General features: G+C 39.5%; 9 protein-coding genes. 7 read left to right on the top strand and 2 right to left on the bottom strand.

What is annotated here, in order from left to right:
- Positions 1 to 299: 299 nt before the first annotated feature.
- Positions 300 to 458 carry a hypothetical protein gene (locus F752_RS26210; RefSeq protein ID WP_017730781.1) on the top strand — a complete coding sequence of 53 codons (159 nt, stop codon included), beginning with the start codon at positions 300 to 302 and terminating at the stop codon, positions 456 to 458.
- Positions 459 to 1,295: 837 nt separating this feature from the next.
- Positions 1,296 to 2,666, top strand: a complete 1,371-nt coding sequence (locus F752_RS0105745) for a site-specific integrase (protein WP_017730779.1) — start codon at positions 1,296 to 1,298, stop codon at positions 2,664 to 2,666.
- 125 nt (positions 2,667 to 2,791) lie between these two features.
- On the opposite strand, the gene F752_RS0105740 is transcribed toward F752_RS0105745, so the two are convergent.
- Positions 2,792 to 4,333, bottom strand: coding sequence for a Fic family protein (locus F752_RS0105740; RefSeq protein WP_017730778.1), 1,542 nt, complete (start codon positions 4,331 to 4,333; stop codon positions 2,792 to 2,794).
- 496 nt (positions 4,334 to 4,829) lie between these two features.
- Here F752_RS0105740 and F752_RS0105735 point away from each other — a divergent pair, with 496 nt between their 5' ends.
- The 4 genes from F752_RS0105735 to F752_RS0105720 all read left to right on the top strand — a co-directional run bounded on the left by F752_RS0105735 (position 4,830) and on the right by F752_RS0105720 (position 9,953).
- Entirely contained in the window at positions 4,830 to 5,177 is a 348-nt protein-coding gene (locus tag F752_RS0105735; protein ID WP_017730777.1) for a tyrosine-type recombinase/integrase, read from the top strand.
- 861 nt (positions 5,178 to 6,038) lie between these two features.
- Entirely contained in the window at positions 6,039 to 6,530 is a 492-nt protein-coding gene (locus F752_RS0105730) for a PH domain-containing protein (protein ID WP_017730776.1), read from the top strand.
- A gap of 309 nt (positions 6,531 to 6,839) precedes the next feature.
- Positions 6,840 to 8,471, top strand: a complete 1,632-nt coding sequence (locus F752_RS0105725; RefSeq protein WP_017730775.1) for a cation:proton antiporter — start codon at positions 6,840 to 6,842, stop codon at positions 8,469 to 8,471.
- A 186-nt stretch (positions 8,472 to 8,657) separates the two neighbouring features.
- Positions 8,658 to 9,953, top strand: coding sequence for a mechanosensitive ion channel family protein (locus tag F752_RS0105720; RefSeq protein WP_017730774.1), 1,296 nt, complete (start codon positions 8,658 to 8,660; stop codon positions 9,951 to 9,953).
- Between the two features lie 844 nt (positions 9,954 to 10,797).
- On the opposite strand, the gene F752_RS0105710 is transcribed toward F752_RS0105720, so the two are convergent.
- On the bottom strand, positions 10,798 to 11,889 hold the full coding sequence (locus F752_RS0105710; protein WP_017730772.1) for a mechanosensitive ion channel family protein: 1,092 nt from the start codon (positions 11,887 to 11,889) through the stop codon (positions 10,798 to 10,800).
- 343 nt (positions 11,890 to 12,232) lie between these two features.
- On the opposite strand from F752_RS0105710, the gene F752_RS0105705 reads away from it, so the two are divergent.
- A complete protein-coding gene (locus F752_RS0105705) occupies positions 12,233 to 13,546 on the top strand; it encodes a mechanosensitive ion channel family protein (protein ID WP_152425041.1) in 1,314 nt (437 codons plus the stop codon).
- Positions 13,547 to 13,555: the final 9 nt, after the last annotated feature.

Genomic DNA, 13,555 nt, shown 5'->3' with positions numbered 1-13,555 from the left:
GGATAACAAGTTAATAATTTACACTTAACCTGCTGTCCTATTTTCGGGGTCCATTATATTATTCAGAAAATCAGGCATTTTTAAATTTTGATTTTTCTAACAAAGCTTTTGCCACGAGTTGTGTTGAATATGATGGTTATAAGGGGTCTAAAGAGAAGGTAGATACGCTTTATGTAATTACTAATAACAACTTTAATGAGAGCTATTCCGCTGGTGATACGATCAATGAAATTGTTGATGTAAGTGGATTTGTATCCTCATTCAGAGATTTTGAAGACTTCAAACCATTATCTACCTATTTGGAAGAAAACCAAGAAAATATTCAAGAAGAGTGGTTCTCGCTTAAATTAAAACAGGAGCCAATATTTAAAGATTTAAGTCACTCCTTTAAAGTTGTCTATAAATTGGAGAATGGTGAAGTCTATACTGCTCAAACAGGAGCAGTAAAGTTTGAGTAAGACTCCTACAGTATTAAAGGAAGCCTGTCGCACTTTCCTTTGCTTGTTAGTAAGAATGGTGATGCTTGAAGGGAATATTGCTGAACAACATTTTATAGGTGATGCTTATTTGCGGAGGTGAAGAACTATAAATTATTCAGGTATACTGTAGAATAGTTAAAAAATTACGAAAGACAGTGTCCGGGGGAGTGTAAATGAAAATTTGTAGCCTTCCCTGTACAAAATATGCTAAAAATGATTCTTTCTTGTTATAAGAGGAAATCTCCTTGAAAGGAACATTACCGCTATCGAATTTTTCGAGTTCCTTTATTTTATCAGTCATTTTCTGGTGTATATCCTCAAAGTCATAAGTATCATTCCTTCTAACGGTACTACTTTCTTTACTCCAGAATCGTTTTGGTAATCTAATCTTTAAGCTGTGAAAGGATTGTTTCCTGTCCTCTGTTTTCCTTATATTTACAATCCCATGTGAATCGGATGCCTTTTTGACCGTTTTATTGAAAGACATTAAATGTTGTGTTGCTAAAAGTAATTAAAGATAGTGCGGTGGTATATAAAAGTGGTAAACATCTTGAAAACATGGGTAAGGGTGTAGTATACAAAAGTTATTTAATCAGCTGAAAATAACCACTTTAACATGGTCCCGTAGTTCAATGGATAGAATAGTCGTTTCCTAAACTTTTCATCTCTCATCTTATTTGTTGATACCCCTCTAAATCCTCTTATTTTAGCCATTTCAGGCGCGTAAATTGAAGTATTTATTTATATTTATTGAATAATCACGAGCTGTGTTCACTAATAGTTCACTAATTATTTCGGGATATAAATTGATACTTCATGAACATTACCTTCAATTTTGAGTGCAAAACAGACTATGTTTCCAAAGATGGAACCATCCCTTTAAGCCTAAGGATCTGTATTAACCGGAAGAATAATTATCTGAAATTAGGAAGGCGGATTAAATCTGAACATTATGATGCAGCCAATAAGAAGGTAAAGTCAGGCATTAATGGATACACGCAAATTACCTCCTTCATTAAAAGACAGGAAGTAAGAGTGGATACGATTATTGCTGATCTGGAAAAGCAAGGGGAGGAAGTTACTTTTAAGAAAATTGAAAGTATCTATAAAAGTGATACCGGGAAAACACAGGCACTTGATTTTTTTGAGTATGTAAAGGAAGTAATAGAATATGAAAGAGAGAACACTGATATCTCAAATGATACTCTGGATAACTACTGTAATCAATTTGATAAGCTTCAAAAGTATTGTCCTAAATTAACGGTTCATCAGTTATCCGTAGAGTTTATTGAAAAGTACCTTCATTATATAAAGCACACCTTAAAGCATTCCGATAATTCCGTTTTTCATGCAAAAGTTTTTCTAAGGAAGTATCTTTTAAGGCTCCATAAAAAAGGGCTTATTAAAGATTATCCTTTTACTGAAATTAAGGTGGGGAAGCCTCATCTTGTAAATGTGGAGTACCTGGAGCCGGAAGAAATAACCCGCTTACACGATATATATGAAAGTAAGTCTCTTCTTGAGCATGTCAAGAAAGCCAGCTCCAAACATGCCCGTGATTTTCATGTGGGAGAGCGCTATCAAAGCACGCTACAGCACTTCCTCACTGCTTGCTACTGCGGATTGAGGCATTCGGATATAAAGACACTAACCAGGTCGCACATTAAAGAAGACTTTATTGTAAAACAGATGATAAAGGGACGACTGGGGAAACGTAAGACAGTACGTATTCCTGTCCGGAAGCGATTGTATTCTCTATTCAACTGGGAGAACTCTTCAGGATTACTGTTTGAAAATTCTGTTCAGGAAAATGGGACTACCAACAATTACCTGAAAGAAATTATGCAGTTAGCGGGTATTAACAAACATATTACCTTTCACTGTGCCCGGCATACGTTTGCCATTACTTCCTTGATTTTAGGGCTGAAACTTGAAGTGGTTAGTGATATTTTAGGGCACTCAGAAATAAGTACCACTCAAAGATATGCAAGGATTGTGGACCGGCTTAGGGAAAAGGAAATGGACAAGTGGGATCAGCTTGTGAAGGAGGAGCTGGGAGATAATACGAAGATTAGTTGTCCTGATTGCGACGATGTTGTTCTTGAATATAAGAACGGTCTGTTCGTTTCTGGGAATTTCACCTTAAGCTGTCAATCCTGCAGTCATCAGTTTATGTATCAACTTTAATTTATTGATTTTAGCACCGGAGGAAGTTCCGTAGCCAGTCCGTGATTTTCCAAATTTATTATCTGCCCTCAAATATTTGAGGACATTTGGCAGAGAAGAGATTTCTGATAAATGGATAGGTGGCTCTAGCTATTAAAGTAGAGGCTAAACCTTCCTTCAATTTCCTTTACCTCTTCACTCGATAGGCCTGGAAATTCCTTTTCTACTGCTCTTTTTGATAGGGTACCTCCGTTTTGCTCTAAGAAACGGATGAGTAAAGCCACCATCTTATCAGGCATTTGAAAGCGATCGTCGAGCCAGGACTTCATACTTTCCCACTCTTGCAGATAGGCTACTTCCTGGGGTATGATAGTGTGAATGGTGGCATCTACACATTTAAATAAAAACTCTGCCTGGGTGGTGGCATCAAAATAACGATAGTAGTCAATGGTTTCATTGAGAACCTCGACATTGTTCTTTGGTGTCTTTTTCCATTCTATCAGGTCCAGCAAAGGGTGTGAATAGCTTTCCAGTACTTTCTGATAGTCAACAATACGGTCTAGTATTGCGGCAGACACCGGAAAAATGATGCCTTGTGGCGTAAACCTCATGCTGGCAAGTTCATGATGGATGAGGTAACGGTGTAGGCGCCCATTGCCATCAACAAGTGGGTGTATAAACACGAAGCCAAAGGCAATTTTAGTGGCCGTAAGCACCGGGTGAAATCCCGCCTGCTCCATCTGCCTGGATGCTGTAGTTAAGCCTCCCATTAATTTTTCCAGATCTTCTGCCCTGGCTGAGATATGATCCGGTATGGGCTCGCCCGTGTTTCTGTCGTGTTCGCCAATAAAACCTCCTTCGGTGCGGTAGCCCATCTGGATGAAACGGCTGTTTTCAATGATAATTTGCTGTAACCGTAGCAGCTCTTCTTTACTTAGCGGCTTGCTTCCTGCCTGGCCAATAGCCCGGCCCCAGCGAACTGCTCTGGTCTGGCTGGGATTTTCTCCTTCAATGGTGAAGGAGGCTTTAGAGTCTTTAAGTAGCAGGAAAGCAGAGGTGCGTAGCAAAATATCTTTATGCACGCCGCAAATGACTGCATTGGTTTTTTCATCCAGCTGTGCGTCTATGTAATTTTCCAGCCGGGTGGTTTTGTGAATAAGAGGGCAAAAATCGCAGTTTCCGGGTAGGTTATTCTTTATGCGGTGGCGGCTGGAGGTTTGAGTGGTTGGGCTTACATACTGTAGTTTCTCATTGATTAAATCAACATAGTTACCTTCTTTTAGGTCTGGGAGCTGCAGCTGGCTTTGCATCAGCCACTCATACAAAAACCAGATTCTTCGACTATATTGGCTTTGCGGTGCTGCCGCGATCCAGCTTTCTATAGTGGGGGCGGTGAGTTTTTCAAATAGCTTTTTAAAGAATAAGAGATTAACACCCTCCCATTTTAGTGCAAGTACTATATGTGCATAAAGATCTTCTTTAGGCTTGTGCCTGGGGGTTAGTACGATCCATTCGGCTGTTGTATATTGCTTGTGCTTTTCACTAATCAATATAAGTTGTCGTGGCATGGGAACAGCCAATTCCAGGGCGCTAATAATGGCGCCGTAACCTGCCAGGCTTCCGGCTTCAGGTGCCGTTCTTCCATGAAAAACACTTATTTCCTGTGAAAAACACTTATTATTTGCCATTTCCTGTGAAAAATATTTATTGCTGATGCCTTTGCATGAAAAACGCCCTACTAATATACATGAAAAACACTTATGGATTGTGAAAAACACTTATAAGTAAGGAGTTTTTATGAAAAACGCTTATTTGGTTTAGTCGAGGAGAACAAGGTTAGTCTAAGACACTTTTTATTAGGAGAGCAAAAGATGACCTAACAATCATAAATGGCCTAAAGAAAAAAGGCTACTATGGTGTCACGCAGAACTATGAAAAACCACTTTCAAAGGACTGCTTGTTCTGTTGCCAACCATCTCTTTTTCCTGCCGCAGAAGTAGCATGTACAAAATTATTGTCGGCGCCTGAAGGGGTAATGAAATGGGACCAATACAGATAATATTGGACCTGTGGACAGGGAAAGAGTGCATTTCAAGGCCTGCTGAGGCAGACCTGCGAAAAACAGTACGTATTCCTGTCCGGAAGCGATTGTATTCCCTGTTCAACTAGGAAAATTCTTCAGGAATGTTGTTTGAAAGTGCTGTTCAGGAAAATGGGACTACCAACAATTACCTGAAGGAGATTATGCAGATAGCGGGCATCAATAAACATATCACCTTTCACTGTGCCCGGCATACTTTTGCCATTACTTCCTTAATTCTGGGACTGAAACTGGAAGTGGTCAGTGATATTTTAGGGCACTCGGAAATAAGTACCACCCAACGGTACGCCAGAATTGTTGACCGACTCAGGGAAAAGAAAATGGACAAGTGGGATCAGCTTGTGAAGGAGGAGCTGGGAGATAATATGAAAATTAGTTGTCCTGATTGTGATGATGTTGTTCTTGAGTATAAGTTAAGAACATTTCTTTAGCAAACATTAAAATGCATTTAGTTTTAATGTTTGCTCTTATTGTGGCCTTAAAGCAAAAGGGGAATCTGTAGTAAACATTAAAACGCATCCTGAACTAGAAGTAGGGGCCCTAAATCAGGGGAATATTATAGTACCAACGTCAATACCATGAAACCTATTATGGCTGATAAATTCAGCGCATTCTTTCCGAAAAAAGTACCTAAATTCTATTATATCTTCTAAGAGGAGGATCTTAAACTTATTAATTTAATTAGTTTTGTTATCTTATCCAGGATTATCATTTAAGAATTAACCACAGAGCTCTTTCGAGTTTTAGGTAAAAACGGTACTTAAATCATTGTACTTTTGCACGATGAGTAACTATATAAGATTCGCTGTACTTCTCTTTGTCATTGTGCTATCCTGTGCTGGCATTAGTAAAGACAATTACAGTGCGTTACTCAATGCAGCATTTCAAGGCATAGATGAAGAAAATTCTTCGTCGTATTTTTCAGAAAGAAAGCTAAATAATATTTTTTGCCTACACCGGCAAAGTGAGCATGTTGTAAGCTCGATAAATCACCTCCCAACACCTAATTCAAAAAATCATCCGAACGATTTTTCGGGTGGTTCACTTTCTTTTGAGTTGAGAATACGAAATATTGCTTCGCAATATCTTTCAAACTCAAGGGAAATATATCCAGGCTTAACAATTGGTGATATTATTTTCCCCTTCCATTATTTCTGGTAATTCCACTCTTTGTTTTTGAGGTTCATTTGAGCGTAGCTCAATCGCACTAATGGTTTTGTCATCATTCTGCAGACAGGCTTGTATGCCTGCTTCTGGGGTATGGTGCGTTTTACAATTTAAAATAAACAAAGATGGATTTAGGATCAGTAATAATAGCACTTGTTCTTTTGGCATTATGTATTGTGCCATTTATTTATTATTCAGGGGTACAAAAGAAGAAGAAAAAGAATTTTTCAAAGGAGCTTATAAATTTAGCTGAACAACAAAATGTGAAATTTTCACAATATGAGGTATGGAGCCACTATTATGGAATTGGCATTGATACCAGTACAAACAGACTCTTTTACTTTAAAAAACGAGAAGATAAAGAACAAAAAGCTTTTATAGATTTATCGGAAGTGGAAAAGTGTAGGGTGAATAATGTTAATAGAATGGTAAATGATAACAAGATAATTGATCGTCTTGAGTTGGTATTTAAGTTTCGTGATTCAAAAATGCCTGAAAAGGCTTTAGAGTTTTATAATAAAGAGGAGAGTATGTCTTTGCATGAGGAACTTCAGCTTAGTGAAAAATGGGCAAACATAATCAACTCAAATTTAAAACCAGCAGTAAGTAAGCCTTAAATTTAGTTTACCATTTTGAAAGGAATAAAGCCTTATGGATTAAAATTCGTAAGGCTTTATTTTTTTCAGTCCGGTATCATACTTTTTCCATATCCGTTTTTAGCAGCACGGCCCTAAATTTCCGCATGAGGATAGTTTGCTGTATAATCTACTACTGTGCTTTAGAAATACAGGGTCGAAAGAGGTGTATTTATGACTTTTACTTCACTTTTAAGTCAAATGAGATACTTAAAAGGATGAACAGGGAAGGCAGGTAGTGGTTAATAATAAGTTGTTACTAACTGGTAGTACGGAGAATTTTTTTGTCTTATGGAGATTTTAACGAACCACGCATTTTATGAATTCGCAGCTATATTACTCATTTCAGCAATAGCTGGGGCTGTTGGAAGGCTCCTGAAGCAACCCTTAATTGTTACCTTTATTGCGGTGGGTATTCTGGTTGGCCCGGCTGGTTTCGATCTTTTAGCCTCAAAAGAAAAAATAGAACTGTTAGCAGAGATTGGTATTGCTGTACTTTTATTTGTGGTTGGCTTAAAGCTTGATTTGAATTTGATTAAAACTACCGGACCTGTAGCACTGATTACGGGTTTAGGGCAGGTTTTCTTTACTTCAGGCTTTGGATTTTTAATAGCTCTGGCATTGGGTTTCTCTACCACACATGCCATTTATATAGCGGTTGCTCTTACTTTTTCCAGTACAATTATCATCGTAAAAATGCTTTCTGATAAAAAGGAGGTTGATAAATTGCATGGACAGATAGCGATGGGGTTTTTAATTGTGCAGGATATTGTGGTGATCATTACCATGATCATTCTGTCAGCTTTTGGAGCCGGAGGTGAAGAAGCAAACATTTGGAATGAATTGCTGATGGTATTCCTGAAAGGAATAGCTTTTATTGCCGCCATAGGATTACTGATGCGCTATGTAATACCAGGAGCCGTAAAAAAGCTGGCTAAAAACCAGGAGTTACTGGTTTTGTCCTCCATAGCATGGGCAGTAAGCCTAGCTGCAATAGGTGGCTATTTAGGATTCAGTAAAGAGGTAGGGGCCTTTCTGGGTGGGATTTCTCTGGCCTCTACTCAGTTTCGGGAAGTTATTTCAGCTCATTTAGGTAGTATCCGGGATTTTCTTCTGCTATTCTTCTTTATTGATTTAGGTTCAGAGGCAGATCTTTCTGCTATTGGAGAGCAAATCGTGCCCGGCTTATTATTTTCTGCGTTTGTTTTAGTTGGGAATCCCATTATTGTGATGATCATAATGGGAGTGATGGGATACAGGAAAAGAACTGGTTTTCTGGCTGGCCTTACTGTAGCCCAGATTAGTGAATTTTCCCTTATCCTTGCTGCGCTGGGTCTTGAAAACGGACATATTGATGAGGAGACTGTAGGTTTGATTACATTGGTAGGTTTAATTACTATCAGTTTATCCACCTACATGATTCTATATTCCGGACCTATTTTTAAGAAAATAGCTCCTCTGCTCACGATCTTCGAAAAGAAACACCCCACAAAAGGAGAACTGGAAAAAGACGAATCGGTATTAGATTATATTGTGGTGGGGATAGGGAGATTTGGAAATAATCTTGCTAAAAACCTAATAGAAAAAGGGTACAACATCATGATTGTTGATTTTGACCCGGCCATTGTTAGTAGGTGGCAGGAAAAAGGAGTAAATGCGGAGTATGGGGATGCTGATGATCCGGAACTTCCTAACCTTTTACCCATAAAAAACACTAAACACATTATCAGTACAGCTCCTAATCTTGATACAAATATCAGGTTATTAAGATTCCTGAATCAGAATGATTTTGAAGGTAAGGTTACTGTAATTGCTCATACCGATGAAGAGGAAGACAAGCTAAGAAAAAATGGAGCACATCACGTCTTGAGACCTTACATGGATGCGGCCAAAGTAGAAGTGGAGAATCTGTTTTCAGAATAAAAAGGGATTCTCATTACCGGAATTCAATTTTCATATGGATTGTTCACGGCGCTGCTGATCTGATCCTGCCATGATAAAGAAAGGATAGACTCCCCTTAGAACTATAATTTTCTTACTTTTGTAGTTGCTCTTCCGGAGTAAATCTTTTTTACTGCATGTGCAGATAGTGCTCTTCAAAAAAATAGTATGGTCAATCAACTGGTAGAACTAGGAATTCCGGCACGTACGGCAGTTTACATCAATATGCTGCTTCTGTGCTTCTTACTTATTGCAGCGGTGCTTTTAGCCGACTGGATATCAAAAAAAATATTAAGAGGAGTCCTACAAAAGTTTACAGCAAGAACCAGCACCCATTTTGATGATTACCTGCTAAGAAATAAGGTTTTAGCCTACCTTGCCCGTATTATTCCACTCATTATTGTAGTACAGGCAATTCCCTATGTTTTTGCTGATTTTGAAGACTGGATTGAACCGCTTACCAGGCTTACGGATATTTACATCGTTATTTTAGCAGTAGGTCTGTTACGGTCTTGCTTACGTACCTGCAGAGATTACCTTAAAACAAAGGAAGCCTTTAAGGATAAACCTATTGACAGCTTTTTACAGGTAATTTCAATTGCTCTTTACTTTGTGGGGGGGCTGCTGATATTTTCCCTGCTTACGGGCAAACCATTGTTGGCCTTCATTACGGCTATGGGAGCTGCATCAGCTATCCTGTTACTGGTTTTCAAAGATACGATACTCGGCTTTGTGGCCAGTATTCAGGTATCTTCCAACGATATGGTGCGTATTGGCGACTGGATATCTATGGAGAAATACGGGGCCGATGGCGATGTAACTGAAATTAATCTTACCACCGTTAAGGTGCAAAACTGGGACAAGACCATCACGACAATCCCGACCTATTATCTTATTTCCGACTCTTTTAAGAACTGGAGGGGAATGCAGCGATCAGGCGGCCGGCGAATTAAAAGGGCTGTCTACATAAAGATATCCAGCATTCGGTACCTATCTGCCGATGATGTAGAGCGGTTCAGCAAAATTCAGCTGATAAGCGATTACCTGGAAGAGCGACAGAATGAAATAAATAAGTACAATCAGGAAAATGAGATTGATAAGAGCCTGATCATCAATGGTCGTAGCCTTACGAATGTAGGAGTTTTCCGAAAATACATAGACGCGTATCTTGTCCAGCACCCCGGTACTCACAAGGGCATGTCCATGATGGTACGACAGCTGGCGCCTACAGCTACCGGAATGCCTATAGAATTATATGTGTTTAGCAATGATATTGCCTGGGTAAATTATGAAGGAATTATGGCTGATATTTTCGACCACCTCTTTGCCGCTGTAAGATATTTTGATTTGGAAATATTTGAAATGCCTGCCGCAGATGATGTGCGTAGCCTTCAGTTTACGCAGCCTGCAACATCTGGTAAAACGCTAAATCAATATTCCAAAGTAGAAACCTCACCAAACTAAAAGGATGCCCTTCGCATGAACCTTTGTACTGATCAGGGTTTAATAGAACAGGCTGTAAAAAGCAATAAGAGCGAAAGAGGTAATGGAGGATAAGCGAGAACAAATCCTTCAAAAGGAGGTTATTTTCTCTTTAGAGAGAAACATTCTCAATACAGGAAAAACCTGCTAGATTGCCTCTCAAACAACAAAAAAAGAGTATGGATTCGGAAATTTTAAGGTATTACCTGCCGCTGTTACTGATCCTTTATTCGGGGGCCATATTTGTCTGGCACCTTTTACGGCAAACCAAACCCCATTCATTTAAGGAAGAGGAAATTAGGCTCACGCTTGTTAAGAAGTGGAATAACCTGGAAATCGTAAATAATTTTTTTCAGTTATTATTATTCGTCGCCACTATTATAGTTTTAGTATTTATTTTTTCCCCGGAACTGTATTCTATTTTCCTGCCCATTTATTCGCTGGAGATACCTGTTGTAAATACCCTGGGTGTGTTGATTTTAATTCTCTGCTTTGTCTGGGTAGTTTTCTGGCAATTTAAATGGAATAGAGAAACTAAAAACCAGAAGATGAAGGTGGATACAAAGAGAGTGTCCTTAAAAAATGTGTATATCAGAATATACCTAAAAAAGGTTTATTCCTTTGAAAGGAAGATCCACTTTGGAATACTGTGCATGTTGTGTGGTATATTCATTTCCATTTCCAGTATTTATTCCCTGTTTGTTTGCCTTTCTGCAATTCTTGTCTATTCATATTTCCTTCTGGTAAAACCCCGAATTCAAAAATTATAAAGAAAATTGTGTAATTATTATCCTGTGGTTGCATAATCATACCTTCTCCCTATAAGTCACAAGGATCGTTTAGGGCTAAGAGATTCTTTTCTATTTCCTTGCTGGTCTATTACATACAAAGTTCTGGTAGGGTAGGCAATTTCGATATCCATTTTCTCAAATTCTTCAAAGATTCGCAAGTTAATGGATTGCTGAATATCCATGTACTTACTATAATCAGCATCTAATACATGGTATACAACCTCAAAATCGAGGCTAAAATCACCATAAGAGGCAAAGTGGGCCCGGTCAAACTTTACAGGATCCTGCTCCTGTACAATCGCTTTTAAAATAAGAGGGATCTTTTTAAGGTCTTCATGCGCGGTCTCATATGCTACCCTTATTTTAAAAACAACCCTCCGTTGCTGCATCTTCTTGTAATTGTGGATGCGGGAATTGGTAAGGTCGCTGTTGGCAAACACGAGCTGCTCTCCAGATAGGGTTTTGATTCGGGTTGTTTTGATACCTATTTTCTCAATCACCCCATTTTTATCGTCGATTACTACAAAGTCGCCAATCTCAAAGGGCCTGTCAAGAAAAATAACCAGGTAGTTAAACAGGTCACTCAGGATATTCTGGGCAGCCAGGGCAATGGCTATACCGCCGATTCCAAGGCCTGCAACCACAGCAGTAACATCATAGCCCAGGTTGTTGAACAGGAAGAGAATACCTGTTCCCCAAATGATAACATTGATGATGAGCATGATGCCCCCCAGCTGCCGGACTTTTTCCTCTCCATGACTTTGGCGTTTTACATAGCCCTGTAAGAGCAAAAGAATGGTATTAGAGATGAGCCGGATTACCAGAAAGGTAAGAACCACTGTAGCAGCGATCCAGATAATATTTTCACCTCTTTCGGTAAAGGTTAGATAGTTTAGACCAATAATTACTACGATAACATGGAGGACAGGTAAGCCAAAACGATCAATGCTTGTAACAATAAAATCATCAATTTTAGTGGAGGATCTTTGTGTCCATCTCCTGATTCCTGCGAAAATAGTGCGCTTAAATATTTTTATGAGTAATATTCCAAGAATGATAATGCCCAAGGCGATAAGATAATCCTGAACAGTATTCCCCCAGTAAGCTTTGTCTAATATCTCGTTCATTTTTGTTTATTCTTTTCCTGAAGAGCTGGCCAATTATACTCTTTATACTCTTTTTTTGCAGGCTTCAATCTTCTTAACTCTCCACTTCCTGCCTTGTTTGTGAAATGGTTGATTTGGCTATATCACCTCCTGAACCTAATAAAGATTTTATAGTTCCTAGCATAGGAAAAGGCTGCATCCCAACCCCTTTGTTATTTTTCAGAGGATGTCATAATAGCAGTCTGTTTATAGCTGAAGATATTTCTTTAATTATGCCCTTCAACAACATTTACAGAAACAGGAAAATACGGTTTAAGAGCCGAAATGCGAAAGCTGACTCACCTTTTTTAGAGCTAAAGCCAGCATGATGAAAAAAAAGCCATCCGTAAGAAAGCGTAGAGGTGTAGGAGGAAGGGCGGTAAAGGGGGCTCAAGACCAGTTAAAAAGATTCCGGCAAGGCTCCATTCTGGCGGTTGCCCTAACAGGTTTTCTGTTAATACTTTTAACTCCCGGAGAAGCAGGCTATTCCCAGACGAACCCTTCTGAAGAAGATACAACAATAGAAAATTTCAGCCAACAAGAAAGTCTACCTGATTCAGTATCTATCATCGAAAAGGTAGCGGTTGATGAGTTAGTGGTTCCGGAAGATACCGCTGCCGAGGTACAACAGCCAGGGGATATCAGCGAAGCTGCCAAGGATGAGGCTGTAGGCACCCTGAAAAGACTTTGGGAAGGATTTTATGCTAATTTGCCCAAAATACTGGTGGCTATCCTTTCTCTGATCCTGGCATGGTTGCTTGTGAGGCTCCTGAGCCTGGTTTTACGGAAAACCATCGGTCACTGGAAAAGTTCAGGCGCTGTTATCACGCTGGTCGTTATTTCTGTATGGTTGTTCGCGATTGGGATAGCTATAAGTGTAGTGGCGGGCGACATTAGAGCCTTGGTGGGGTCGCTGGGGCTTGTAGGTCTTGCCCTTTCCTGGTCCCTGCAAACCCCTATTGAAAGCTTTACAGGTTGGCTGTTAAATTCCTTCAGAGGCTATTATAAGGTAGGTGACCGCATTCAGGTAGGCGATGTTTTTGGAGATGTGTATAAAATTGATTTTCTCACTACCACTGTCTGGGAAGCAGGAGGCCCGGACCGTCCGGGCTTTGTGCACTCTGAACAACCTACAGGAAGGCTTGTAACCTTTCCTAATAATGAAATTCTGACAGGCACCGTAGTAAACCTGACAGGCGATTTTCCTTATGTTTGGGATGAGCTGGCCATTGCAGTAGCCAATGAATCGGACATCAAAGAAGCCATGAGGACGCTAGAAAAGATAGCCGATGATTTGTTAGGGGGTTATATGGTTGAGCCGGTCCAAAAATACCAGCACATCCTCCGGAAAGCAAAATTAAACATTGAGGTAACAGAAAAACCTCAAATCTTTATTTCTATAGGAGAGTCCTGGACCGATATTATTATCAGGTACCTGGTTGGTGCTCGCGAACGAAGAAAGTGGAAGACTGAATTATCGATACGGATCCTGAACGAAATCAATAAGGAAGAATATGCTGACAAGATTAAATCAGTATACCCCCGGAAACAGCTTCAATTTATAACCCCTGATGGTAAGCCAGCTGATGTAAAGATACCGGGAGAGGGGAAATATAAAGGTGAAGAAGGAAAGGAGTAGAACAGGAGA

It is taken from the genome of Nafulsella turpanensis ZLM-10, assembly GCF_000346615.1.
GTDB classification, from domain to species: domain Bacteria; phylum Bacteroidota; class Bacteroidia; order Cytophagales; family Cyclobacteriaceae; genus Nafulsella; species Nafulsella turpanensis.
This window is presented reverse-complemented; position numbering and strand designations above follow the sequence as displayed.

What these genes read in the sequence shown, in the direction of transcription:
- F752_RS0105745 (WP_017730779.1), top strand. Translation starts at nt 1,296, where the DNA reads ATGAACATTACCTTCAATTTTGAGTGCAAAACAGACTATGTTTCCAAA.
- F752_RS0105740 (WP_017730778.1), bottom strand. Translation starts at nt 4,333, where the DNA reads ATGGCAAATAATAAGTGTTTTTCACAGGAAATAAGTGTTTTTCATGGA.
- F752_RS0105735 (WP_017730777.1), top strand. Translation starts at nt 4,830, where the DNA reads ATGTTGTTTGAAAGTGCTGTTCAGGAAAATGGGACTACCAACAATTAC.
- F752_RS0105730 (WP_017730776.1), top strand. Translation starts at nt 6,039, where the DNA reads ATGGATTTAGGATCAGTAATAATAGCACTTGTTCTTTTGGCATTATGT.
- F752_RS0105725 (WP_017730775.1), top strand. Translation starts at nt 6,840, where the DNA reads ATGGAGATTTTAACGAACCACGCATTTTATGAATTCGCAGCTATATTA.
- F752_RS0105720 (WP_017730774.1), top strand. Translation starts at nt 8,658, where the DNA reads ATGGTCAATCAACTGGTAGAACTAGGAATTCCGGCACGTACGGCAGTT.
- F752_RS0105710 (WP_017730772.1), bottom strand. Translation starts at nt 11,889, where the DNA reads ATGAACGAGATATTAGACAAAGCTTACTGGGGGAATACTGTTCAGGAT.
- F752_RS0105705 (WP_152425041.1), top strand. Translation starts at nt 12,233, where the DNA reads ATGATGAAAAAAAAGCCATCCGTAAGAAAGCGTAGAGGTGTAGGAGGA.